The sequence below is a fragment of the Candidatus Magnetaquiglobus sp. genome (assembly GCF_058402785.1).
The window spans coordinates 23,181-46,664 of sequence record NZ_JBZVFG010000016.1; the positions used below are offsets into that span (position 1 = coordinate 23,181).

Annotated in this window: 20 protein-coding genes; 13 read left to right on the forward strand and 7 right to left on the reverse strand. The window is 60.8% G+C overall.

What is annotated here, in order from left to right:
- Window positions 1–224 precede the first annotated feature (224 nt).
- From ACV4UY_RS07490 to ACV4UY_RS07505, 4 genes are read left to right on the forward strand one after another with little or no spacing between them, the layout of a single operon-like run.
- Window positions 225–1,667, forward strand: a complete 1,443-nt coding sequence (locus ACV4UY_RS07490; protein WP_491606988.1) for a hypothetical protein — start codon at window positions 225–227, stop codon at window positions 1,665–1,667.
- Window positions 1,664–2,368 carry a class I SAM-dependent methyltransferase gene (locus ACV4UY_RS07495; protein ID WP_491606989.1) on the forward strand — a complete coding sequence of 235 codons (705 nt, stop codon included), beginning with the start codon at window positions 1,664–1,666 and terminating at the stop codon, window positions 2,366–2,368. Before ACV4UY_RS07490 ends, ACV4UY_RS07495 begins: the two co-directional genes overlap by 4 nt.
- A complete protein-coding gene (locus tag ACV4UY_RS07500; protein ID WP_491606990.1) occupies window positions 2,365–3,234 on the forward strand; it encodes a glycosyltransferase family 2 protein in 870 nt (289 codons plus the stop codon). Before ACV4UY_RS07495 ends, ACV4UY_RS07500 begins: the two co-directional genes overlap by 4 nt.
- Window positions 3,221–4,027, forward strand: a complete 807-nt coding sequence (locus ACV4UY_RS07505) for a formylglycine-generating enzyme family protein (protein ID WP_491606991.1) — start codon at window positions 3,221–3,223, stop codon at window positions 4,025–4,027. Before ACV4UY_RS07500 ends, ACV4UY_RS07505 begins: the two co-directional genes overlap by 14 nt.
- Window positions 4,028–4,348: 321 nt before the next feature.
- Here the strand turns inward: ACV4UY_RS07505 and ACV4UY_RS07510 are convergent, their stop codons facing one another.
- From ACV4UY_RS07510 to ACV4UY_RS07525, 4 genes are all read right to left on the reverse strand, one after another.
- Complete coding sequence (locus ACV4UY_RS07510) at window positions 4,349–4,960, reverse strand: DUF3592 domain-containing protein (protein WP_420906210.1); 612 nt, start codon at window positions 4,958–4,960, stop codon at window positions 4,349–4,351.
- A gap of 350 nt (window positions 4,961–5,310) precedes the next feature.
- The gene (locus ACV4UY_RS07515) at window positions 5,311–5,994 is read right to left on the reverse strand and encodes a hypothetical protein (RefSeq protein WP_491606992.1); all 684 of its coding nucleotides are present in this window, start codon (window positions 5,992–5,994) and stop codon (window positions 5,311–5,313) included.
- 92 nt (window positions 5,995–6,086) lie between these two features.
- On the reverse strand, window positions 6,087–7,331 hold the full coding sequence (locus ACV4UY_RS07520) for a type I glyceraldehyde-3-phosphate dehydrogenase (RefSeq protein WP_491606993.1): 1,245 nt from the start codon (window positions 7,329–7,331) through the stop codon (window positions 6,087–6,089).
- A 27-nt stretch (window positions 7,332–7,358) separates the two neighbouring features.
- Window positions 7,359–11,618: a PEP/pyruvate-binding domain-containing protein gene (locus ACV4UY_RS07525; protein ID WP_491606994.1), complete on the reverse strand. Its 4,260-nt coding sequence runs from the start codon at window positions 11,616–11,618 to the stop codon at window positions 7,359–7,361.
- Window positions 11,619–11,892: 274 nt separating this feature from the next.
- On the opposite strand from ACV4UY_RS07525, the gene ACV4UY_RS07530 reads away from it, so the two are divergent.
- The 3 genes from ACV4UY_RS07530 (at window position 11,893) to ACV4UY_RS07540 (ending at window position 13,847) form a co-directional block, all read left to right on the forward strand.
- Window positions 11,893–12,324 (forward strand): type II toxin-antitoxin system RatA family toxin, encoded by a 432-nt coding sequence (locus ACV4UY_RS07530; RefSeq protein ID WP_420906214.1) that lies wholly within the window; start codon window positions 11,893–11,895, stop codon window positions 12,322–12,324.
- A gap of 24 nt (window positions 12,325–12,348) precedes the next feature.
- Complete coding sequence (locus ACV4UY_RS07535) at window positions 12,349–12,780, forward strand: type II toxin-antitoxin system RatA family toxin (RefSeq protein WP_491606995.1); 432 nt, start codon at window positions 12,349–12,351, stop codon at window positions 12,778–12,780.
- 146 nt (window positions 12,781–12,926) lie between these two features.
- Window positions 12,927–13,847, forward strand: a complete 921-nt coding sequence (locus ACV4UY_RS07540) for a DsbA family protein (RefSeq protein ID WP_491606996.1) — start codon at window positions 12,927–12,929, stop codon at window positions 13,845–13,847.
- Between the two features lie 320 nt (window positions 13,848–14,167).
- On the opposite strand, the gene rpe is transcribed toward ACV4UY_RS07540, so the two are convergent.
- Window positions 14,168–14,827: a ribulose-phosphate 3-epimerase gene (gene rpe, locus ACV4UY_RS07545; protein WP_491606997.1), complete on the reverse strand. Its 660-nt coding sequence runs from the start codon at window positions 14,825–14,827 to the stop codon at window positions 14,168–14,170.
- Window positions 14,824–15,678 (reverse strand): zinc metalloprotease HtpX, encoded by an 855-nt coding sequence (gene htpX / locus ACV4UY_RS07550; RefSeq protein WP_420906218.1) that lies wholly within the window; start codon window positions 15,676–15,678, stop codon window positions 14,824–14,826. The genes rpe and htpX overlap by 4 nt, the downstream gene beginning before the upstream one ends.
- A 403-nt stretch (window positions 15,679–16,081) precedes the next feature.
- Here htpX and ACV4UY_RS07555 point away from each other — a divergent pair, with 403 nt between their 5' ends.
- Genes ACV4UY_RS07555 through ACV4UY_RS07580 form a run of 6 tightly spaced genes read left to right on the forward strand, consistent with a single transcriptional unit; the run spans window position 16,082 to window position 21,590 of the window.
- Window positions 16,082–16,345 carry a chaperone NapD gene (locus tag ACV4UY_RS07555; RefSeq protein WP_491606998.1) on the forward strand — a complete coding sequence of 88 codons (264 nt, stop codon included), beginning with the start codon at window positions 16,082–16,084 and terminating at the stop codon, window positions 16,343–16,345.
- A gap of 27 nt (window positions 16,346–16,372) precedes the next feature.
- A complete protein-coding gene (gene napA / locus ACV4UY_RS07560; RefSeq protein ID WP_491606999.1) occupies window positions 16,373–18,859 on the forward strand; it encodes a nitrate reductase catalytic subunit NapA in 2,487 nt (828 codons plus the stop codon).
- A gap of 44 nt (window positions 18,860–18,903) precedes the next feature.
- Window positions 18,904–19,632, forward strand: a complete 729-nt coding sequence (napG, locus tag ACV4UY_RS07565) for a ferredoxin-type protein NapG (protein ID WP_420906221.1) — start codon at window positions 18,904–18,906, stop codon at window positions 19,630–19,632.
- Window positions 19,629–20,498 carry a quinol dehydrogenase ferredoxin subunit NapH gene (gene napH, locus ACV4UY_RS07570; RefSeq protein WP_491607000.1) on the forward strand — a complete coding sequence of 290 codons (870 nt, stop codon included), beginning with the start codon at window positions 19,629–19,631 and terminating at the stop codon, window positions 20,496–20,498. The genes napG and napH overlap by 4 nt, the downstream gene beginning before the upstream one ends.
- Complete coding sequence (locus ACV4UY_RS07575; protein WP_491607001.1) at window positions 20,495–20,956, forward strand: nitrate reductase cytochrome c-type subunit; 462 nt, start codon at window positions 20,495–20,497, stop codon at window positions 20,954–20,956. The genes napH and ACV4UY_RS07575 overlap by 4 nt, the downstream gene beginning before the upstream one ends.
- Before the next feature lie 55 nt (window positions 20,957–21,011).
- Entirely contained in the window at window positions 21,012–21,590 is a 579-nt protein-coding gene (locus tag ACV4UY_RS07580) for a NapC/NirT family cytochrome c (protein WP_491607002.1), read from the forward strand.
- A 450-nt stretch (window positions 21,591–22,040) separates the two neighbouring features.
- On the opposite strand, the gene hemL is transcribed toward ACV4UY_RS07580, so the two are convergent.
- On the reverse strand, window positions 22,041–23,330 hold the full coding sequence (gene hemL, locus ACV4UY_RS07585) for a glutamate-1-semialdehyde 2,1-aminomutase (RefSeq protein WP_491607003.1): 1,290 nt from the start codon (window positions 23,328–23,330) through the stop codon (window positions 22,041–22,043).
- Window positions 23,331–23,484: the final 154 nt, after the last annotated feature.

Here is a 23,484-nt window from a genome sequence, read left to right on the forward strand (position 1 = left end):
ACAGCGCTTTCGAACGTTACCATAACACGATTCAACCCTGCGACGCTACCGCCCTCCAGGAGAAATCATCAGGCTGAAGCCATGCCGCAACGTCGAGCGGGCGACCTTGACAAAGGCGTTTGAATTAACGTAAATCCATGCGATGATACGCGCACTTTTTCATCGATGCTCCAGACCGATGCGATCACCCCACCCTCGCCATGACCCGCTGACAGGCCGCCAGAATGAAACGCTCCCCGCGCGTGTTACGCGACCATCTGCCCACGCTGTTGCTGCTTTTGACCGTCACGCTCTACGCCTGGTATCAATGGCGCACCGGTCATCTGGTCAACAAACCCACCAAGGACAACTATCTCGATTTCGTCGCCGCGCCCCTCGACTGGGTTGAACTGCTCTCCTCGATCCGCACCATCGGCTATCCCCTCTATCTGCGTGCCCATCTGGCCCTGTTCGGCTCCGAGCACGGCATTGCCGCGGTCCAGTTCTTCGCCCAACTCCTGACGGGAACGGTTTTCTATTTCGCCCTGATCCGCTTCGGACTCCCCGCCGCCGGCGCCCTTTGCGCCGTACTGCCGATCCTGCTCCTCAAAACCTTCTTCGCCAAGATCGCCACCGACTCCCTGGCCCTCTCCCTGGTGGTGCTCACGGTGGCGCTGCTGTTGTTCATCCATGCCAAACCGTTGAAAACAAACCCGCTCCTCTGGCTCCTGCTCGGCCTTTGCACGGCGGCCAGCTACCACATGCGGCCCAGCTATCTGCCCATGATCCTCATCGTTCCGATGCTCGGCATGCTGCTGTCGTGGATCCGCGGCCCGATCGATGGATTCCGCATGGATCGGCTGCTGTTCAAACAAAAACTCAAAACCCATCTCTGGGTCGCCATCGCGCCGTTCTTCCTTTATTGTCTGCTGCGCCTGATCGTGGTGGGCCATTTCGGACTGGTCTCCTTTGGCGGCTACAACCTGGTGGGGCTCACCACCCCGCAACTGACCCGGGAGACGCTTCCCGATCTCTCCCCGGAGAGCCGACCCCTCGCCGAGGCGATCCTGCACCGCATCGGTCAGAATCCGCCGCGCCCCGAACCCGGCGACGATCAGAAACGTCTGGTGTTCGGCTATCGGATCCATCCCGCCGGCGCCTGGCGCCACTACAACGAATACATCTGGCGAATCACCGTCCCGGCGGCGGAACAACTGCACGGCGCGGATCCGGTGCGCGTCAACGCCGCGCTTTCCCGGCTGTCGCGCGAGCTGATCCTGATCCATCCCGGCGACTATTTGCGCTGGGTGGTCACCGGGGTGGTGGAGTCGTTGATCTACGTCAGCGATCGGCTCATCCTCTCCGAGTACACCTTGACGATCCTGTTTCTGCTCGTGCTGTGGCGTCTTTACCTGGCGCTCAAAACCGGCATGAACCGCTTTCCCAGTCAGGGTGATCACCATCTGGGGGTGCTGTCCGTGGTGGCGCTCACCACCTTTCTCCCCTTGACCCTGCTGGTGGTCCTGGTCGAACCTCCCATGGATCGCTATCTGCGCGCCACCTCGATCTTCATTCAACCCCTGCTCGGATTCCTGATCTGGCAGATCGCGTACAACGGCTGGATCGCCTGGAAACAACCGGTCGTGGCGCCATCCAACCCTTCTCTCCCGGACAAGGAGTCCGCATGACGGTCATCGCCTCTTCCGCGACCTACTCTTCGGCGGTGGCCGAAGCCACAACCTATGCGCGCTGGATTCTGGACACCTTCCGACCCCATCTCCAGGGGCCGATTCTGGAGATCGGGCTGGGACATGGTGGTTTCGTGCCCGATCTGGCCGCCATCGGCGACTACACCGGTCTGGACATCGATCCCGAGGCCGTGGCCGAAGCCGCGCGGACCTATCCGGATTTGCGCTTCGTTTCCGCCGACATCGCCGATCGGGACTCCCTGGCCGGGGTGGGGCGGGTGCGCTCCATTCTCTGTTGCAACGTGCTCGAACATGTGCCCGACGATCGCCAGGCGGTGACCCATCTGCTGGAGCTGTTGCAACCGGGTGGACATCTGCTCATCCAGGTGCCGGCACATACCTTCCTTTACAACGATCTGGACCGGCTGGCCCATCATCAGCGCCGTTATGGCCGGGATGACCTGCTGGCGCTCTTTTCCGGACAGCCGGCAGAGGTGATCCGGATCGATTTCTTCAATCCGGTGGGATTCTTCGGCTGGGGATTGAACAACTTCATCGCCCATGATGATCTGGATGGCGCGGGCTGCAATGCCCAGATCCGCTTTTTCGTGCGGTATCTGCTGCCCATCTCCAGACTGCTCACCCCCTTGACTCGGGGGCTTTTCGGTCAATCCCTCATGCTGGTGGTCAGAAAGAGATGATCAGTTTTGTGATTCCCGCACTCAACGAGGCTGCCGCCATTGCCGAAACCGTGGGCAAATGTCAGGCGGTGGCCCGTCAACACGCCCTGGAGCCGGCGGAAGTGATCGTGGTGGATGATGGCTCGACCGATGCCACCGGCGAGGAAGCACAACGTCAGGGGGCGCGGGTGATCCGCCATCCCAAGCCGGGTGGTTACGGCAACGCCTTGAAAAAGGGGATTCTCGCCGCCAGTCACGACACGGTGGTGATCCTGGATGCCGATGGCACCTATCCCATCGAGCGGGTCGGCGATCTGTGGCAGCGCTATCAGCAGGGATTCGACATGGTGGTGGGACAACGGACCGGTCCCCACTATCGGGAGTCGCGCCTCAAGTCGCCGCTGCGGGCCGTGTTGCGCATGCTGGTGGAGTTCACCACCGGGCAGCCGGTGCCGGATGTCAACTCCGGTTTGCGCATCTTTTCCAGAAAAACCATTCTTCCCTATCTGCCTCGGCTGTGCAACACCTTCAGCTTCACCACCTCCCTGACCATGGCCTATCAGATGACCGGTCGTTTCATCGATCATCTGCCGATCGATTATCACTCCCGCATCGGTTCGAGCAAGGTGCGTCTTTTTCGGGATACCCTGCGCACCCTGCAATACATCATCGAGGCGATCCTCTATTACAACCCGATCAAGATCTACATTCTGCTCAGTCTTTTCTGTCTGCTTCTGTCCGCGTTCTGTCTGGTCGGGGCCTTGGCCACCAAGCTGCTCAGCCTGTTCATTCTCGGGATCGGCAACATCTTTCTGGCGATTCTGGTTTTCGCCATCGGTTTGTTGGCCGTGCAGCTCAAGGAGTTGATGCGTCGTGGAAGCTTTTGAGGGGAGATTCGCCTGGCGGGTGTTGGCGATCGCGTTCCTTTTGGCCGGAACCTGGTCGAACGGCGTGCATGCGGAGTCCGAGGCGGTCATCGTCAACACCATCGGCATGGAACTGGTGCGCATTCCCCCTGGACGTTTCATCATGGGTTCGGATCCCGCCGTGGACCCGGATGCGGTGGCGGTGGAGACCCCGGCGCATGCGGTGGAGATCACCCGCTCCTTTTATCTGGGTCGATACGAGGTGACCCAGGCCGAATGGTTGGCGGTGATGGGGTCGCAGCGGTCGCAATTCGTCGGCATGCGGTTGCCGGTGGAGAATGTCAGTTGGGAGGATACTCAGGAGTTTTTGCGCCTTCTCAACGCTCGCGAAAAGGAGCGGCTCTATCGACTCCCCAGCGAGGCCGAGTGGGAGTATGCGGCCCGTGCCGGCACGACCACCCTTCGTCCCTGGGGGGATGATGGGAGGTTGATGGAGAAGCATGCCTGGTTTGGATATGACCAGGGCAACGCCCTGAAGCGGACCCATCCGGTGGGGCAGTTGGCGCCGAACGCCTGGGGGTTGCACGACATGCTGGGCAATGTTTGGGAGTGGGTGGCCGACTGGCAGGGTCGGTATGAGTCGGGTGTGGTGGTTCTGGATCCCGTTGGACCGGAGCGGGGCAGGAGTCGGGTGTTGCGGGGCGGGAGTTGGAACAATGCCGCGGCTTTTGTGCGGGTGGCCAATCGGCATGATTATCAACCGGATTATCGCAGTGGCGCGGTGGGGTTCCGGGTGGCGATGACAGAGCGGTGAGGGATCTGGGCAGGTGACGATTCAGGACCCCTGCATTGGGCGGGGTCCAGGGACCAATGGCCCTTTTTGCCTTTTGCGCGCTTTTAAACCGCGTCTACTTTGAGATGCGTCGTTTCCCGCAAGGCCACAGTGCAAAAGACGCGCAAAATGCTTCTTTGAGAAGAGCGCGCTAAAAAGCCACAGTCAAAAACCAAACCTCGGAGACCCCTCCGTCTCCGAACCTCTGCCGGGGAACTCGCGGGCCCCCGTCCCCTGCAATAATGGGGGTGCTGAATAGTCACATTTTGCGAACGACCGGAGCCCAATGCCCCATCATGCACGTTACGACCGATTCTCCGGCCCAGGCTGCAACGGCGGCGGATTGTAGACCGCCTTGGGATAACACCCCTTGAAAATCTCCTGACGATCCCGACCATTGGGCCGCAAGGATTTGTTGAAGGTCTTCTCCAGCGCATCCTCCAACGGCGCTTTGTTCCACATGATGATCGCCGCCACCAGAAAAATCACCAACGATCCAATCACCCAGAAAAAACCAAGCCCAGGAATGACCGAACGGGCAATGAACGCCTCGGCGGGATTGTTGGGATTGTAATGGGTCTGCACCGTCTTGCCGACCGGATAACGATCCACGGTGACCCGGGCGAACCGCTCGAACAAAAACAACGTGGCCTGGGGATCGGAATCGAGTTGCGTGCCCAGATATTCGGTGTCACCAGACTTGAAACGATAAACGATCTCTACCCGGTAAAGAGGCAGCAGATCGAACAACATCGCCCCATCTTGACGCATGTCGGACTGCACGATGGTGCCCTCGGCCTGAGGCCAGTTGGAGGATTCAACGTATTTGAGCAAGGGCTGAAGAAAAATGACCAGACAGAATCCGCCGAGAAACAGAGCCAGATTGCGCACCAACAGGTAGAGATTGTGTCCCATCCACGTCAATCCTTCTTTTCGGTTGCGATTCGAAGCACGTTGAATTAACGCATGATAGAGCATCCCAGCCCATGAATCCATCCCATTGCAAAAAATGGCCACCATGAATGGTGTGGATCTTGAGGATCCTTAACCTCCAGGAAAACAAGCAATTCTTATGCCGTTATGATGGTTTGTTGAACTCAAAAAATCGTGATGACGCGCGACTCGGGCATGGCGTTTCCAGAACCGCGCGCCAACAGACCACGCAGGGATGACCGCTCAGGATCGACAACGACGCATCAGGAAGACGAATCCTCTCCGGACATGACAGGCGGGCCGGGGCGCGACGATCCCCGACCCGATCCGCATCACCACAACTCCACCGCACCCTCTTCCTGCAACCGCGGATCCCTTAAACCCCCCGGCAACTGCAATTTGCGCCGTTCCCCCTCGCGCAACTCCAGACAGGGATAGCGGGCATACATCTTCTCGAGCGATTCGATCACCTTCTCCTCGGGAGAGAAGATCCGCACCGCCCAGGCCAGCTCCCACAGTCGCCAATACTCCTGACGACACGAGCTTTGCCGACGCCGGGACTCTCCGGCCACCGCGCAACGGGAGTCCAACGTCAACATCTCGCGGGAGAGCTGATCCACCGCATCCGACTGGGCGATCAGATGTTCGGCGGCGCGCGCCTTGGGTTCACGCTCTTTCATGGCGACCACGGTCTGCGTCAGCGAGCGACGCACCGAGGGGCCAAACGGTTCGCTGGCGAGTCGCGGATCACGCGCCGCCGCCTCCAACGCCTTGCGCGCGTCGATGAACCGCTCCAGACCGATGTTGCCGAAAATCTCGCACAACGGATGAAACATCCCCCGATCGACCAGCTCGACCATCACCTGGAGCGCCGGATCCTGGTGGACCGCCTGCGGGAGGACCATTTCCAACCGTTTGCCACAGATGATGTCGTAACGCATCGAACCATCCCCGCGCATGATCGGCGCCAGTTCGACCGGAATCCCTTCGCCCTCGTTTCCTTGAGACATATCCATCGACCACCCTCCCTCATTGTTGAATGATCCGGAGCGTCGCGCCCCTCCGGAAGAGGGCGGGGTCCTCCAAGAACCCCGCATGCTTCACCGCATCACACCATCCGGGCTGAGATGTGCTCGGTGAGATCACCGAGCATGTTGGCATAGCTGCCCAGTTCGTTGTCGTACCAGCCGTAAACCACCACCTGGGTCACCGGAGCCTCCAGGATGTGCTTCGGCAGGGAGGCCAGGGTCTCCAGGATCTCCGGGGAGAGTCCGGGAACCCGGTCGAGATTCAAGCGGATGAAGGCGGTACGGGTGTGGGTCTCCTGGGCTTCGATCACCGTGGCCGCCTTGGGGAAACCGATCATGTCCGAAGAGACGTTCTGCTCCTCGGTATAGGCCAGATACCCCCGATAGGGCCCCAGGGCCGCTTCGCGGTAGATGCCGTTGATGTCGTTGCGGTTGATCGGGGTTTCTCGGCTCTCGGACTGGAGATTCACCGTGAGGATGGTGAGCGAACCGGTGGTGGTCGGCACGCGCACCGACTCGGCCATGAATCCGACATCCTTCATGTCCGGCAGCACCAGACGCAACGCCTTGGCCGCGCCGGTGGTGGTGAGGATGATGTTGTTCATGATGCTGCGGCTCTTGCGCAGATCCTTGGCTCCGGCCAGCGGCACGGCATCGAGCACGGTCTGGCTGCTGGTCGAGGCGTGCACGGTCACCATCGAGGCCGACAGGATCCGATCCACGCCGAAATGGTCCATCAGCGGTTTCATCATGAACGAAAGGCAGGTGGTGGTGCACGAAGCCGCCGAGATCAAGGCGTGCTTGCCCGGATCGTACACCTCTTCGTTGATCCCCATCACCGTGGTCACGGCGTCGCCGGGCATGGAGAGCCCCGTGCTCTTGATCTTGTAGGGAGCCGACAGGATCACCTTGCGCGCTCCGGCCTCCAGATGACCGCGCAGCGAGCCGTTGCCGGCGTCGGCGGAGACGGTCGGATCGATGAAGACGCCGGTGCAATCCACCACCAGTTGCACGTCGTGATCGCGCCAGCCGATCTCCCTGGGGTTGCGTCCATGCCGCAGGAACTGCACGGGAATCCCGTCGATGGTCATGGTTCCCTTGGCCTCGTCGAGATTCTCGATCACCCGTTCGCCGCGCACGCCGTGCAGATACTGGGTCAAGCGTCCGTAGGTGCTGTCCTTCTCCACCGTCTGGGCCAGATCGGAGAGACTCTGACCCACGTCACGGCCCAGATTGACCACGATTCCGGAAAAACGCTTGCGCGCCACATGGGTCCACAAGGAGAGCTTGCCAATCCGCCCCATGCCGTTGATACCCAATTTCATGACTGATTCTCCTGATATTTAAGTTACTTACAACAAACCTGCGTCGCCCGTGACCACGGTGGTCACGGGATGCCAGCCCTTGTACAACAGGCCACGGTTGCCATCGATGCTGATGGTATCCCCATATTGAATGACCACGCCGTCGATTTCGCAACGGCTGGAGCTTTCCCGAACCGTCAAAAGTTCGCAACCGACCACGCAGGTCTTCTCGAGTCGGGCCGCGACGATGGCCGCGTGGGAGGTTTGTCCCCCGCGGGCGGTGAGCAGTCCATCGGCTCGGGAGATCTCGCGGATATCCTCCGGCACGGTATCATAGCGGATCAGGATCAAAGGTACATCCGGATCTTCGTGTCTTTTGCGCGAAATCTGCTCCATGTTGAAGACCGCCACCCCGCACAGCACTCCGCCGCTGGCGCCGATCCCCTGGGTGAGGAGGCTGGCGGCCAGATTCGGGGAGTCGGCGAAGACCGCGCGCAGGGCGTTGCGACCTTTCGCGGTGATCATATCACGGGTTTGCAGATAAAAGAGGTTCTCTTCTTCCGGACCGTCGAAGGTGAATTCCATCTCCTGGTGGTTCCACCCCTTTTCCAGGATCAGGCGGCGCGCGGTGCAGCGCAGGGCGTCGTAGATGCGCGGGAAGCGCACCTCCAGGCAGGTTTCGGGATCGCGACGGTCGTAGCGGCACTGTTCAAGGGAAATGGCGTCTGTGGAGACCAGGCCGCCGACGATATCCTCGCCCTGATCCCCGGTGGCATAGTCCCCCCACAGCACCACCCGATCGAGCTTGCGATGCGGATGGGCGGTGAAGAAGACCCCGGAGCCCGATTGACGGTGCAGATTGCCGTAGACCATGCGTTGCAGCACCACCGCCGTGCCCCAGTCGTCGGCGATGTTCATGATGCGCCGGTACTCCCTGGCCTTGGGGAGGTTCCAGGAGTCCATCACCTGGTTGATGGCGGCCATGAGCTGCTCCCAGGGATCCTGGGGGATCTCGATGCCGATCTCGATGGCCGCCTGATGGTATTCGCGGGCCAGATCGGCCATCTGCTCGGGGGTGAACTCCCGTTTCTTGCGCACGTCGTGACGTCTTTTGGCGCGGCGCATCAGATCGGTGAAAACGCCGCGATTGACATCGAAGGTCATGCTCCACGACTGCACGAAACGCCGGTAATTGTCCCAAGCGAAGAAGGGGTTGCCGGACCAGGTGGCCAGCCCGCGCACGATCGCCTCGTTGATGCCGACGTTGTGCACGGTCTGCATCATGCCCGGCATGGAGATCAACGCGCCGCTGCGCACCGACAGCAGCAGCGGATTGCGCTCACAGCCGAAGGCCAGTCCGGTCTCCTCCTCGATGTCGCGCACCCGATCCCGCAGCCGCTGAAGAAAATCCTCGCCGGCCAGGGAGTAGGCACGCACCACCTCGCGACAGCGGAAGAATTCGGTGGTGGTGATCACCCCCGCCGGGACCGGCAGCTCCATGGCAGCCAGCTCGGTGAGGTTGAATCCCTTGTTGCCCAGATGAATCAGATCGCGCACCCGCGGATCCGGATCGTGGATCGGGCAGAAGAGCTTGGCCGGGTCATAGGTCATCAGCTTGTTCATCAGCTCGGGCGGGAGCTTGCCCTCCTGGCGCGACAGGATGCGCAGGATGCGCGAGATGAAACGGTCGAACGACTGCAACCCGAAGGTCTCGGCGATCAGGTCGCGCATGAACGATTCGGTGATTCGCTCCAGGGTGGAGCTGGGATCGGAATCCTTCAAGGCCGCGTAGCGCGGCACCATGGCCAGCTCCGGGATCATCGGCACGATCACCGCCAGGTTTTCGCGGTGATGGATCGCGTAGTAGGCGTGGATGATCTCCTTGATGCTGTCCGAAAAGTTGCGGAAAATGTCCAGATACTGATGGAAGGAGAATTGATTCAGCTCCAGAAACCGGGTCAACACGTTGCGCAGGCTCTCCAGGCGGCGTGAGGAGATCCCGTCCAGATCGAGCCCGCGCAGGTAGAACTGAATGTACTTGTCGATGCGGAAGAAGGCGGCGCGGGTGATGAACCCTTCCGGAATCCGCTCCACCAGCCGTTCCAGATGGACGTTGGCCAGATCTTCGAGCCGGAACAGCAGCGACAGCGCATCGAACTTGCGCTCCTGATAGCGCCCGTAGACCGAGGGGATGTCCACGGCGATGTGTCGTTTTTGATAGATCTCCTCCTGGGCCGGGAAGGTGTCGCGACACAACACCACCTGTTTGAGGGCCTCCATGGCGTCGAGCAGGGCGTTCAGGCGGACATCATCCCGCGTCTCGCCGCTTTCGAGCACCTCGGACAGCCAATCCATGCCATAAATCCCCTCCTCGCCGGCCTTTTTCACCAGGCCGAGCACCCCATGCCGACTCGGATTGTACTTGTGATCGAGCAGCTGATAAAGCCGGATCAACAGGAACACCCGCCGCCGCTCCCCTTCCGGCACATCCGGGGTCGCCAGGATCACCGGTTCGATCTTCTCCAGGGGGAGGGTGAGCAGGGTGACCGGATCGTCGATGGCCAACGCGGCGAACAGGTGGCGCGTGACCCGATGCACGCCGTCGAACCACGGACCGGGAGCCTGGATCGACTCCAGGGTGGGTTGGGCGATCAGACCGGCCAGATCGTTCAAGTCGCCCGAGTGCCAGAAGTCGAGGATCTCGCGCACCAGCTCGACCATCAGATTGGTGCTCTCCACATGACAGGCCTTGCGCAGGAAGTGGATCAACCGATCCTGGCGCTTGGAGATCTCGTCGAGTTCGGTGGAGACATCGCGCAGCTCCCCCTCGGCGCCGATCTCGTTGAAATAGACCGGCAGGAGCCGCGCGAATTGTTTCACCAGATTGAACACCGGCGCCACCTCGCCGTTCAACAGCCGGGTCACCTCCTTCTGGAACAGATCCGTATCCCGGATCAGGGTGCCGGAGAGCTTGACGTTGATGATCAGCGCCGAAAGCAGGGTCGAGCACCATTTGGGGTTGAGGTTGATCAGGTTGAGCCAGACGCGGATGTTGGTCAGGTGGGCCGGATTGCAGATCGGTTGCCAGTCGCTGCCCACGCCGGTGACCGTCCGGTACTGAAAGCCGAAACGTACCGCCTGTTCCAGGAAGGCCTCCACCAGGCGGCTGTTGTCGCGCTTGAACACCTCGATGCCCAACGCCTCGATGCACTGCAAGGCGGTGTGGGGATATTTGACCACGTTGGCCTTGAGAAAGGCGAAGGTGCGCAGGAACGACTCCCGCAGCTCCTCGTAGCTCTGTTTCAGCTCCACCAGGTGGGCCAGGGTGCGGTTGATCTCCCTTAAGGTCTCCTCGTGGATCATCGAGAGGCCATCGGTTTCCAAAATATGGAACAGAAATCTCAGCTTGCGTCCTTCGGCGAGCTGTTCGGAGTCGGTATCGGCGTCGTTGCCGTCCCGGGCCTGCAACCGTCCCAGGGCGTTGGCCGCGTCGCGATAGCCGCGCACGATGTCCAGATAGGCCGGCAGCATGGCGAGACGTCCAAGCAGCTCCTCCGAGGGGTGCTCGCGGGCCAGACTCTTCAAGGTTTCGCTGGCGGTGCGCAGGGTGCGATGCGAGATGGCATCGCACTCGTGATGGCCGCGCACCGTGTACCAGACCGGATCGGCCTGGTCGAGCCACAGATCATAGGTGGCGGTGAGGGAACGGATCGCCAGGAGGCAGTAGGGTGCCGGATCGAACGGGAAGGGGTGTCCGCTCTCGGAGCACCGCTCGATCATGCGCGCGAAAGTACGTCGCAACGGCAGATGGCTCTGGGAGACGATCAGCAACCGCTCGTCGGACATCTCGGCCAGACGGGCCATGATGCGATCGAAAACCGGAGCGTATTCGCCCAGGCGGTCCGGCGCGATGAGATTGACCTGCTTGTCCAGATAGGCGGTCAGACCGTCGAACACCAGCCGCACGGTGACCGGTTTGTTCACCTCGTCGAGGGCCTGGAAAAAAAGCGCGCCGAACAACTCGAAACAGGCCGGACCCAGCGGATGGGGGGCGTAGCGGACCGCGTTCTTGAGCACGAACCCTTTCAATTCCGGCAGGATCAACGGCCAGTTGCGAAACGGGTGGTTGAGTTCCCGGAGCAGCCGTTCCAGATCCTTCAGAATGCCGGCAAAGCCGCGCACCACCTCCAGAAGAGGAGTGAAACGCGGGTCGATGACCACCTCGTCTACCGCGGTCACCGCCAGATTGGCGCGCAGGGCGTCGGATTCGGGCCAGACCTGCCCTTCCGGATCCCGTTTCGTCAACATGGCCGGCGCGCTCCCGACGCGAAGTTGCACCGCCAGGATGGGAATTTCCTTTGCATAACGCCTCCGAATCGTCATACTACGTGGCTTGATGGGGGATCCCCCCATCCCCGCTCTCCGGCAACCCCTTGCATGGCGTTTCCGAGGTCGCGGGATTGGTGATCCAAACAGACGGATCGCGGTATCGTCTCAGGATCGAGACCCTCCGTGAATGGAGGGAGCATATTGGAATCTTGCCGCGATCACAATACGGATCACCGCTTTCGGACCTTGCCCCATGCCGCGCATTCGCATCAGTGAGACCGTTTCCTTCGCTCCCGAACAGATGTACGCCCTGGTGGTGGACGTGGAACGCTATCCCGATTTCCTGCCGTGGTGCGCGGCCACCCGTGTCTGGGACCGCACCCCCACCCAGTTCATGGCCGAAATGACCGTCTCCTTCAAGGGGATCCGCGAAACCTTCCGCACCCTCGACATCATCGATCCCGGCAAGCGCATCGAGATCAACCTGCGCGATGGTCCCTTCAAATACCTGGTCAGCACCTGGGCCTTCGCCCCGGCCACGAACGGCTCGCGGGTCGATTTCTTCATCGACTTCAGCTTCCAGAGCCGCATGAAGGAGATGATCATGGGGCCGGTCTTCTCCGAGGCCTCCAGGCGCATGCTTGAGGCGTTCAAGGCCCGCGCCGCCGTGGTCTACCGCCGCTAACCTCCTCAAACCATCCCTAAGATCATGGCCAAACACTCTTCAACCACCCTGGTTCCTTTCACGCCCGAACAGATGTATACTCTCGTGGCAGACATGGACCGTTATCCGGAGTTCATTCCCTGGATCGTCAAGGCACGCAAGTACGACGTGAAGGAAGACCGCTTCCTGTCGGAGATGACCTTTGCCTTCAAGGGATTGCGCGAGACCTTCCACACCCAGGATTTCATCGTTCCCAACGAATCGATCCGCATCCAACTGGTCTCCGGTCCGTTTCGCGATCTGGAGAGCGAATGGCGTTTCTCCCCTGCCGAAGGCGGGGCGCGCATCGATTTTTTCATCAGTTTTTCGTTCAAGAACCGTCTGTTGGATTTCACCCTCGGTCCGGTCTTCGGCGAGGCGTCCAAACGGATGGTCGAAGCTTTCAAACAACGAGCCACGGAGATTTACGCGAAATGAACCGCTTGAGTGACTTGCCTGATGGGGGGAAAACCCCCTCACCCCCCGTACCATGGACCTCCCCGCGGGCGTTTCATGGTAGAACGATCAAGCCCAAATGGACCTGGTTGCCGCTTGGCGCGGTCCTGTTGTGGTTGAGCGCGCCGATGCCGGCCCTCGCCGAACCCGTGGCCAAGGTGGGAAGCTGGGTGCTCTCCCTCGAGGAGGTGGATCGGGCTCTGGCGGTCAAGATCCACGAGTTGCGCGAGTCCAAGATTCGCGAGCTGGTGTTGGAGCACATTCTGACCGTCAAGGGCGCCGAGGAGAAGGTTCCCCCGGAGCAGGTGGTCGAAAAGCTGATGGGCAAGGTGCCGGAGCCGAGTGCCGCCGAGGTCAAGACCTTCATCCAGAAAAACAAGGACCAACTCCCCAACAACGGCGAGGGGATGGAAGAGCAGATCAAGGAGCATCTGAGCGACGAGGCCAGGAAGGATGCCGAGGGCAAGGTGTTGACCAAGCTGTTGCAGAAGTTCGAGCCGGAGATTCTGCTCAAGGCGCCCCGTTTCACGGTGACCGGTCCGGAGGATCTCTCCCGTGGCGATGCCAAGGCACCGGTGACCATCATCGAGTTTTCCGATTTCGAGTGTCCCTACTGTCGGCGTGCCCAGGCCACCTTGAAGAAGGTGACCGAGGCGTATGGCGACAAGGTGCGCATGGTGTTCCGTCACTATCCGTTGCCGTTCCACGCCAAGGCGCCCAAGGCCTCCGAGGCGGCCCAGTGCGCGGCGGATCAGGGCAAGTTCTGGCCCATGCACGATCTGTTGTTCGAAGACAAGGCCGGGTTGGATCCGGCGGATTTGAAGAAGGCCGCCAAGGCGATCGGGTTGGACATGACGGCGTTTGACAAATGTTTCGACAGTGGCAAGCATGGTGCGCGGGTGACCGCGGATCTGACCGATGGCAAGAAGTTGGGGGTGACCGGCACGCCGACCTTCTTCATCAACGGGGTGCGTGTGGTGGGGGCGCAACCGTTCGAGAAGTTCAAGAGTGTGATCGATGACGAGTTGAAGGAGAAAGAGAAAAAGTAGGGCGGGGTCCGATCAGGCTCCAACCGTCGCGGGGGACCGGGGGCCGAAGGTCCCCGGCGGAGGTCCGGAGGCAGAGCCTCCGGGACTTCGCTTTTGCCTTTGGCGCGCTTTTACGAATATTCAGGCCCCCCAAGTCGGCAGAGGCCAGTGGCCCCTGGTGGGATCCAAGGACGAAGCCCTTGGGAAGTTGCTTTTGATTTCGTCTTTTACGCGGTCTTATGCGCCCCGAGTCGTTGCCGATTTCGGGCAACGACTCGGGGCGCATCGCACATCAGCACATAAACCGCCTTAAACGCCCGCGCTCCCCGTGATGACTTGACTCATCCCGCCGCCGCATTCTCCCGCATCGCCCGGATCACCGCGCCATAATCGGGCTGGGAAAAGATCGCCGATCCGGCCACGAACACATCCGCACCCGCCTTCACCGCGGCCTGAATGTTCTCCGGCTTGATCCCCCCGTCCACCTCCAGCTCCACCCGCAAACCCCGATCGTTGATCATGCGCCGCGCGGTCTGAATGCGCTGCAAGGCATACGGAATGAACGACTGCCCGCCAAATCCGGGATTGACGCTCATGATCACCACCATGTCCAACAGCGGCAACACAGTGCCGAGATTGCACAACGGCGTGGCCGGATTCAACGCCAACCCAACCTTGCACCCCAACTCGCGAATCAAGTTCAAGGTGCGATCCAGATGATGGGTCGCCTCGGCATGGACGGTGATGATCGAAGCGCCCGCCTTGACGAAATCCGGAATGTAAATCTCCACCGGCGAGATCATCAGATGGACATCCAGGGGCCTGGTGGCCACCCGCGCGATGGCCTGGACCACCAGGGGACCCATGGTGAGGTTTGGAACGAAATGTCCATCCATGACATCCACATGGATGTAATCCGCGCCAGCCTGCTCCACGGCGCGGACCTCCTCGCCCAGACGGGCGAAATCGGCGGAGAGAACCGAAGGGGCGATCTTGATCATCGAGTATGCGCCATCCTTTGCAACCGGGCGATACGCTCCTCCATGGGAGGATGGGTGGAAAAGAGCCCCGCCACCATCCCACCGGAGAGCGGCGAAACGATGAACAGATGTGCGGTGGCCGGATTCTGTTCGGCAGCGGCCAACGGCACCCGCTGCGAACCGATCTCGAGTTTATGCAACGCGGAGGCCAGCCACAACGGATTGCCGCACAACCGCGCCCCGCCCTCGTCCGCGCCATACTCGCGGGAACGGGAGACGGCCATCTGGATCAACATGGCGGCCAGGGGCGCCAGGAACAGCATGACGATCTCACCCAGCCAGCCACGTCCGCCCTCCTCCCCGTCGTCGGAACGGCTCGAGGAGAAAAGCCCGGCAAAATTGGCCAACGTGGTGATCGCACCCGCCAGGGTGGCGGTCACGGTGCCGACCAGGATATCCCGATGCTGCACATGGGCCATCTCATGGGCCATCACCCCGGCCAACTCTTCGCGGGTGAGAATGCGCAGGATCCCGGTGGTGGCCGCCACCGCCGCGTGTTCGGGATCGCGCCCCGTGGCAAAGGCGTTGGGGGAGGGGTCGTCGATGACGTACACCCGCGGCATCGGCAATCCGCCACGCCGCGCCAGCTCCTGGACGATGCCATGCAGTTCGGGTGCCTGGGCGGGTCCGACCTCCATGGCGTTGTACATGGACAACACCGCCTGATCCGAATTCCACCAGGCCCAGAAATTCATGCCCGCAGCAAGGATCAACGCCAACAGCATGCCGTCTCGACCGCCGATCAGGTGGCCGATGCCGAGAAACAGCCCGGTCAGACCGGCGAGCAGCAAAAGAAAACGAAGGTGATTCATCGTCTGACTCCTGCCTGGTGTGGTGCCGTGGAATGTCCCTTGGGCATGCCACGGTCGAGGGGTGGGGGAATTCTCCCCCCATCATGAACGTTTGAATGGATCCTCATGGTTTATAGATAGTGCCCCTCCACGGGAAGTTCAACCGGATGGAGGCCATTTTCCTGCATGAAAAGGGTTGGAATGAGCGAATAATTTTTTGCTTGCAAATATTAACATAAACGATTGCTGACAAAGAAATGGAGACAATTCCCGTGTTTCCGTTGGGGGGTGAAAAAAAATCTCCCATAATTGATGCAGATCAATGTAACCCCAGTCCCAACACTGTATTTCACCCTGAATTCAGGTTAACGTGTCTGGAACGATGCGTTTTTAAATATAACCTACTGAAAGCGGCCAACCCCACATGTCTCGCGATGACGCCCCCTTTGCCCTGGCAAGCGCCGTGATCCTGGTTCAGCCCGCACGGCTGCTCACGGTCGCGGCCATCATCACCGACCTGCCAGGCGCCGCCATCCACGCGACCAGCGAACAGGGCAAAATGGTGATCACCCTGGAAGGCGAAACAACAAAAATACTCGTCGATCAATTCGATACCATCCGCACCCTCGACGGCGTACTAAGCGCCGATTTGATTTATCAGCACTCCGAAGAGAGTTCCGACCCATAAGGCATCATAAGTCAAGGAGACCGCACCGTGAAAGTGACCCGACGCGAATTCATCAAGGCCAACGCCATTGCCGCCGCCGCCGCGGCAGCCGGCATGAGCCTGCCCGTCATGGCCCAGGTTCAGAGCGAGGAAGGTGACATCCGTTGGGACAAGGCCCCCTGCCGTTACTGCGGCACCGGGTGCAGCGTGCTGGTGGGTGTCAAGAATGGCCGCATCGTGGCCACCCAGGGCGATCCGGACGCGCCGGTCAACAAGGGACTGAACTGCATCAAGGGGTATTTCCTCTCGAAAATCCCCTACGGCGCGGACCGCCTCACCACCCCGCTGTTGCGCAAGAAGGACGGCAAATACGACAAGAACGGCGACTTCACCCCGGTCTCCTGGAACGAAGCGTTCGACATCATGGCCGAAAAGTACAAGGCCGCCCTCAAGGAGGGTGGACCGACCACGGTGGGCATGTTCGGTTCCGGCCAGTGGACCATCTGGGAAGGGGTGGCGGCGGTCAAGTTGTTCAAGGCCGGGTTCCGTTCCAACAACATCGATCCGAATGCCCGTCACTGCATGGCCTCGGCGGTGGCCGGCTTCATGCGCACCTTCGGCATCGACGAGCCCATGGGCTGCTACGACGACCTGGAGCATGCCGACGTGTTCGTGCTGTGGGGCTCCAACATGGCCGAGATGCATCCCATCCTCTGGTCGCGTCTGGCCAACACCCGTCTGAGCAATCCCAACGCCAAGGTGGTGGTGCTTTCCACCTTCCAGCACCGCAGCTTCGATCTGGCCGACATGGGTCTGATCTTCAAGCCCCAGACCGACCTGGCCATCGCCAACTTCATCGCCAACCACATCATCCAGACCGGCAAGGTGAACGAAGAGTTCGTCGCCAACCACGTCGCCTTCCACAAGGGGGTCACCAACATCGGCTACGGCCTGCGTCCCACCCACGGGCTGGAGAAGGATGCCGCCGACGCCAAGGATCCGAACGTGTCGGCGCCGATCAGCTTCGACGATTTCAAGGCCTTCGTCGCCGAGTACACCGCCGACATGACCAGTCAGTTGACCGGCATCGCCAAGAAGGATCTCGAGGCCCTGGCGGAGATGTACGCCGATCCGAAATTGAAGGTGATGTCGCTGTGGACCATGGGTGTCAACCAGCACACCCGCGGCACCTGGATGAACAACATGATCTACAACATGCACCTTCTGACCGGCAAGATCGCCGAGCCGGGCAACTCCCCCTTCTCGCTCACCGGTCAGCCCTCGGCCTGCGGCACGGCCCGCGAGGTGGGCACCTTCTCGCATCGTCTGCCGGCGGACATGGTGGTGATGAAGAAAGAGCATCGCGACATCACGGAAAAATTGTGGCTTCTGCCCGAGGGCACCCTGCCGGACAAGCCGGGCTATCACGCCGTGGTCCATCACCGCATGCTCAAGGATGGCAAGCTCAACGCCTACTGGGTGATGTGCACCAACAACATGCAGACCGCTCCGAACATGAACGAGGAGGGATATCCCGGCTATCGCAACCCGAAGAACTTCGTGGCGGTTTCCGACCCCTATCCCACGGTGACGGCTCTGGCCGCGGATCTGATCCTGCCCACGGCCATGTGGGTCGAGAAGGAGGGAGCCTACGGCAACGCCGAGCGGCGTACCCAGTTCTGGCGCCAGCAGATCAAGGCGCCGGGCGAGGCCCGATCCGATCTGTGGCAATTGATGGAGTTTTCCAAGCGGTTCAAGGTCGAGGAGGTGTGGCCCGCCGACCTGATCGCCAAGAAGCCGGAACTCCAGGGCAAGACCCTTTTCGACGTGCTGTATGCCAACGGGCAGGTCAACAAGTTTTCGGTGGACGAACTCAAGAAGGATCAGCTCAACGACGAATCGCGCCATTTCGGTTTCTATGTGCAAAAGGGGCTCTTCGAGGAGTATGCCGCCTTCGGTCGCGGCCATGCCCACGACCTGGCCGATTTCGACAGCTATCACAAGGCGCGCGGTCTGCGTTGGCCGGTGGTCGATGGCAAGGAGACCCTGTGGCGCTTCCGCGAGGGGTATGACCCCTATGTGAAGGCCGGACAGAAGGTCCGGTTCTACGGCAAGCCGGATGGCAAGGCGTGGATCTTCGCGCTGCCCTATCAACCGGCGGCGGAATCCCCGGATGGGGAGTTCGATCTGTGGCTTTCGACCGGTCGCGTGCTCGAGCACTGGCACTCCGGCTCCATGACCCGTCGCGTTCCCGAACTCCATCGCGCGGTGCCGGATGCCCAGCTCTTCATGCACCCGGAGGACGCCGAAAAACGGGGTCTCAAACGGGGCATGGTGGCCAAGATCATCTCCCGCCGCGGCGAGGTGGTGGCGCGGGTCGAAACCCTGGGTCGCAACCGTCCGCCGGTGGGCCTGGTCTACATTCCCTTCTTCGACGAGTCGCGGCTGGTCAACAAGCTGACCCTGGATGCCACTTGCCCGATCTCGAAGGAGACCGATTACAAGAAGTGCGCGGTCAAGGTGGTGAAGGCCTGATCGAAATGAACGACTCATCCGCTGGGCGGTCCCAGGGGACCGCCATGACGCGGCGTGGCCTTTTGCAAAAGGGCGGGGGGGCCGCGGTTGGTTTGGGGTTGATCGGTTTTCTGACCTGGGTGGGTGCGCGTTCCACCGAGGCGATGCCGGTGTGGGCGGTGCGCCCGCCGGGGGCCTTGCCCGAACCCGATTTTCTCGGCAAGTGTCTGCGTTGCGGCTTGTGCGTGCGTTCGTGTCCCTACGACATCCTCACCCTGGCCGAAACCGGCAGTGGGGTGGCACCGGGCACACCTTTCTTCATGCCCAGGAAGGCGCCATGCGAGATGTGTCCGGAGATTCCGTGCGTCCAGGCGTGTCCTTCCGGGGCCCTGGATCACGGACTCACCGACATTGCCAAGGCGCGCATGGGATTGGCGGTGCTCGCCGACCAGGAGACCTGTCTGGCCTTTCTGGGGCTGCGTTGCGAGGTCTGTTTCCAGGTCTGTCCGGTGATGAACAAGGCCATCACCCTGGAGATGCGACCCAACACCCGCAGCGGCAAGCATGTCCACTTCCTGCCCACCGTCCATTCGGAGCACTGCACCGGGTGCGGCAAGTGCGAAAAGGGGTGTGTGCTGGAAGAGGCGGCCATCCGGGTCTTTCCCCGTTCTTCGGTGAAGGGGGAGTTGGGCAAGCACTACCGGGTCGGCTGGGAAGAGAAGAAAAAGGCCGGGCATGCGCTGATTCCCGAACCGCTCAGCCTGCCGGTGCGGCGTCCGGGAGACGGACCATGAAAAAACGCTTGGCCGGTGACGAGGCGATCGAAAAAAAGGGGTGGTGGCCGGCCCATCGTTGGCTGGTGTGGCGGCGCCTCTCGCAACTGGGTGTTCTGGGACTGTTTCTGCTCGGTCCGGCGTTCGATGTGTGGCTGATCCAGGGCAATCTCTCCGCGAGTCTGTTTCTGGACACGCTGCCGATGACCGATCCGCTGATTTTTGCGCAGCTGTTGGCCACCAGCGGCATGCCGGCCACCCAGGCGACGCTGGGATTCGTGGTGGTGGTGGTGCTGTATGGACTTCTGGGCGGTCGGGCCTTTTGCGCCTGGGTCTGTCCGGTCAACCCCATCGCCGATCTGGCCGCCTGGATGCGGCGCCGGTTCGGCATCGGTGGCGGTTGGCGCGGTGACCGGCGCATTCGTCATGCAGTGCTGGTCGTGGTGGTTGCGACCGCCGGATTGAGTGGTCTGATGGTCTGGGAATGGATCAACCCGATGAGTCTGCTCCATCGCGGCTTGATCTTCGGGGTGTGGAGCGGTTGGCTGGCGGTGGTGGGGATCTTTCTGTTCGATCTGATCCTCTCGCCCCACGGCTGGTGCGGGCGGTTGTGTCCCACCGGAGCGGTGTATGCCCTGTTGGGTCGGCGAACCCCGTTGGCGGTCAGTGCCGTCCGGCGCGACGCCTGCACCGATTGTCGCGCCTGTCATCAGGTCTGTCCCGAAGCGGCGGTGATCGATCCGGCGCTCAAGGGGGCCGACAAGGGTGTCGGGCCGCGCATCACCGGGATGGATTGCACGCGCTGTGGGCGCTGCATCGATGTCTGTCCGGATGATGTTTTTGAATTCGACTTTCATTTACCCAACATTTCGAGGGTGGTGCCATGAAAAAACGGTTGTGGTTGATCATGTGGGCGGCGTTGGTGATCGTGGCCGTCGGGGCGTGGAGTAGCGTGGCCATGGCCCAGGAGGGCGGGGAGGTGCGTTCGTTGCGTGGGGCGGTGCCTCTGGAGGGTGCGGATCAGGCCCCGGAGATGGCCAAGTGGATGCCGGACAGCCACGGTCTGCCGCGCAACTATTTGCAGCAGCCACCGTTGATTCCGCATCACATCGAAGGTTACAAGATCGATCTGCGTCAGAACAAGTGCATGACCTGCCACAGTTGGAGCAAGGCCAAGGAGACCCATGCCACCAAGATCAGCCTGACCCATTTCCGCAACCGTTTCGGCACGGAACTGTCCGATGTCTCGCCGCAGCGTTATTTCTGCACCCAGTGTCACGTTCCGCAGAAGGATGCCAAGCCCTTGGTGGACAACTCCTTCAAGCCCGTGGATTCGGTGATGTGACGTTGATGCGATCCATGCAGCCGGGGACCACGCCATTCGAAGGAAGGGAGCAGCCATGAGTCAAGATCAGGACCGCGCGCCGCGGAGTTTCAGGAATCAGTGGAAGATCCTGGGAGGATTCTTCTTTCTGGGTGTCCTGTTTTGGGGTGGTTTCCACTGGGCGTTGGCCGCCACCAACAATGAGACCTTCTGCATCTCGTGTCACGAGATGAAGGACAACGTGTACAAGGAGTATCGGGAGACCGTGCACTATTACAATCCGAGCGGGGTGCGTGCCACCTGTCCGGATTGTCATGTGCCCAAGGCCTGGCAGCACATGATCGTGCGCAAGATTCAGGCGAGCAACGAGTTGTGGCACAAGTTCAAGGGGACGATCGACACGCCGGAGAAGTTCGAGGGCAAGCGGTTGGAGTTGGCGCGCAATGTCTGGCAGACCATGAAGAGCACCGATTCCCGCGAGTGTCGCAACTGTCACGAGTTCAAGTCCATGGACTTCACGCGGCAGGGCGCGCGGGCTTTTGATTTCCACGAGCGTGGTTTTTCCAAGGGCAAGACCTGCATCGATTGTCACAAGGGGATTGCCCATGCGTTGCCCAAGGGCATGACGGTGGCGGACGATACCAGTCACTTCTGAGTCGGGTGTGAGTCGGGGTGTCGGAGGATTGTGGAGCGTTGTCACGCGGATGGCGTGACAACGCTTCAGGGGGTTCGGATCGTTCCCGGTCCCTCCCCGTGAGCCTTGATTTCTGCATCTTCCGTTTAAACCGCACCCATTTTGGGATGCGTCGTTTCTCGCAAGGAAGGCTGCGCGCAGCGCATTTTTCGCAAAAAACCGCGAAAAATGCTTCTTTTGAGGAGCGCGCTAAAGTCAAAGGTAAAATCAAAACCCTGGGAGAGGAATCTCCCGGATCCTCTCTTTTTTTTCACCACTAAATATCCCAAGCTGGGCGCGGTTTAAAGTCAAAAAAACGTCCCAAGGGCTTTGCCCTTGGATCCCACCAGGGGGATAATCCCCCTGGACCCCTGATAATAAAAAACTACACATTCCAAGCTGGGCGCGGTTTAGCATGTGTCAAACAGCCTTTTACGCCGCGCGCAGCTGTCCGGCCACCCGTTCGGCCATGGTCAAGGTTTGATCCAACATCGTCTCCTCGTGGGCCAACGACACGAATCCCGCCTCGAAGGCACTCGGTGCCAGATAGATCCCCTCTTGCAGCATGCCATGGAACCAGCGGTTGAACCGATTGATATCACCGTTGGAGACATCCGTGAAGTTGGCGACCGTCTGGGCACTGGTGAAAAACAGCCCGAACATCGATCCCACATGGTTGATCAGACAGGGAATGTTGTTGGCGCACATCACCTGGTCCAACCCTTTGACCAGATACCGGGTCTTGGCTGTCAGCGTAGCATAGGCGCCGGGCGCGTCGAGCAGATCCAGAGTTGCCAGACCGGCAGCGACCGCCAGCGGATTGCCGGACAAGGTTCCGGCCTGATAGACCGGGCCAGCCGGAGCGATCATCTCCATCCATTTGGCCGGACCTCCGTAGGCGCCAACCGGCAATCCTCCACCGATGATCTTTCCCAGCGTGGTCAAATCCGGACGAATGTTGTAGAGGGTTTGGGCTCCACCGCGATCCACCCGCAACCCGGTCATCACCTCATCGAAGATCAACAACGAACCATGCGTGTCGCAAACGTTCCGCAGTCCCTCGAGAAAACCGGGCAGAGGTAACACGCATCCCATGTTGCCGGCCACCGGTTCGACGATCACCGCCGCGATTTCGTTGCCACGTTCAGCCCACAGGGTTTCCACCGCCATCAGATCGTTGAAGGGAAGGACCAGCGTATCACGGGCTGTGGCGCGGGTGATACCCGGCGAGGTAGGCACGCCGAAGGTGGCCAGGCCCGATCCCGCCGCCACCAGCAGTCCATCGGCATGGCCGTGGTAGCACCCTTCGAATTTCACCAGCACGTCGCGTCCGGTGGCGGCGCGGGCCAGACGGATGGCACTCATCACCGCCTCGGTGCCGGAGTTGACCAGGCGCACCATTTCCATGCCGGGAAACCGTTCGATGATTCGTTCGGCGAGAGTGATTTCCGCCTCCGTGGGGGCTCCGAACGAGCAGCCGTTTTCCGCGGTGCGACAGATGGCCTCCACGACGTGGGGGTGGGCATGGCCAACGATCAGCGGGCCCCAGGAACCGACATAATCGATATAGACCTTGCCATCCACATCGGTGATGTGGGCACCCTGACCGGAGCGGATGAAGGGTGGGGTACCGCCTACCGACTTGAAGGCGCGCACCGGGCTGTTGACCCCGCCGGGAATCATGGTTTTTGCCTTGAGAAACAGTTCTTCAGAACGCGACATCTTTTTCTCCAGTGGTTGATGACGATTCGGTGTCATCCATTGTTCGTGGGGTTCAGGGGCCAGGGGCAAAGTCCAGGGGCAAAGTCCAGGGGTAAAGTTCAGGGGTAAAGTTCAGGGGTAAAGTTCAGGGGTAAAGTTCAGGGGTAAAGTTCAG

Bases quoted from the DNA above. Each gene is read 5' to 3' on its own strand.
- ACV4UY_RS07490 (WP_491606988.1), top strand. From the start codon at position 225: ATGAAACGCTCCCCGCGCGTGTTACGCGACCATCTGCCCACGCTGTTG.
- ACV4UY_RS07495 (WP_491606989.1), top strand. From the start codon at position 1,664: ATGACGGTCATCGCCTCTTCCGCGACCTACTCTTCGGCGGTGGCCGAA.
- ACV4UY_RS07500 (WP_491606990.1), top strand. From the start codon at position 2,365: ATGATCAGTTTTGTGATTCCCGCACTCAACGAGGCTGCCGCCATTGCC.
- ACV4UY_RS07510 (WP_420906210.1), bottom strand. From the start codon at position 4,960: ATGGGACACAATCTCTACCTGTTGGTGCGCAATCTGGCTCTGTTTCTC.
- ACV4UY_RS07515 (WP_491606992.1), bottom strand. From the start codon at position 5,994: ATGGATATGTCTCAAGGAAACGAGGGCGAAGGGATTCCGGTCGAACTG.
- ACV4UY_RS07520 (WP_491606993.1), bottom strand. From the start codon at position 7,331: ATGAAATTGGGTATCAACGGCATGGGGCGGATTGGCAAGCTCTCCTTG.
- ACV4UY_RS07525 (WP_491606994.1), bottom strand. From the start codon at position 11,618: ATGTTGACGAAACGGGATCCGGAAGGGCAGGTCTGGCCCGAATCCGAC.
- ACV4UY_RS07530 (WP_420906214.1), top strand. From the start codon at position 11,893: ATGCCGCGCATTCGCATCAGTGAGACCGTTTCCTTCGCTCCCGAACAG.
- ACV4UY_RS07535 (WP_491606995.1), top strand. From the start codon at position 12,349: ATGGCCAAACACTCTTCAACCACCCTGGTTCCTTTCACGCCCGAACAG.
- ACV4UY_RS07540 (WP_491606996.1), top strand. From the start codon at position 12,927: ATGCCGGCCCTCGCCGAACCCGTGGCCAAGGTGGGAAGCTGGGTGCTC.
- rpe (WP_491606997.1), bottom strand. From the start codon at position 14,827: ATGATCAAGATCGCCCCTTCGGTTCTCTCCGCCGATTTCGCCCGTCTG.
- htpX (WP_420906218.1), bottom strand. From the start codon at position 15,678: ATGAATCACCTTCGTTTTCTTTTGCTGCTCGCCGGTCTGACCGGGCTG.
- ACV4UY_RS07555 (WP_491606998.1), top strand. From the start codon at position 16,082: ATGTCTCGCGATGACGCCCCCTTTGCCCTGGCAAGCGCCGTGATCCTG.
- napG (WP_420906221.1), top strand. From the start codon at position 18,904: ATGACGCGGCGTGGCCTTTTGCAAAAGGGCGGGGGGGCCGCGGTTGGT.
- napH (WP_491607000.1), top strand. From the start codon at position 19,629: ATGAAAAAACGCTTGGCCGGTGACGAGGCGATCGAAAAAAAGGGGTGG.
- ACV4UY_RS07575 (WP_491607001.1), top strand. From the start codon at position 20,495: ATGAAAAAACGGTTGTGGTTGATCATGTGGGCGGCGTTGGTGATCGTG.
- ACV4UY_RS07580 (WP_491607002.1), top strand. From the start codon at position 21,012: ATGAGTCAAGATCAGGACCGCGCGCCGCGGAGTTTCAGGAATCAGTGG.
- hemL (WP_491607003.1), bottom strand. From the start codon at position 23,330: ATGTCGCGTTCTGAAGAACTGTTTCTCAAGGCAAAAACCATGATTCCC.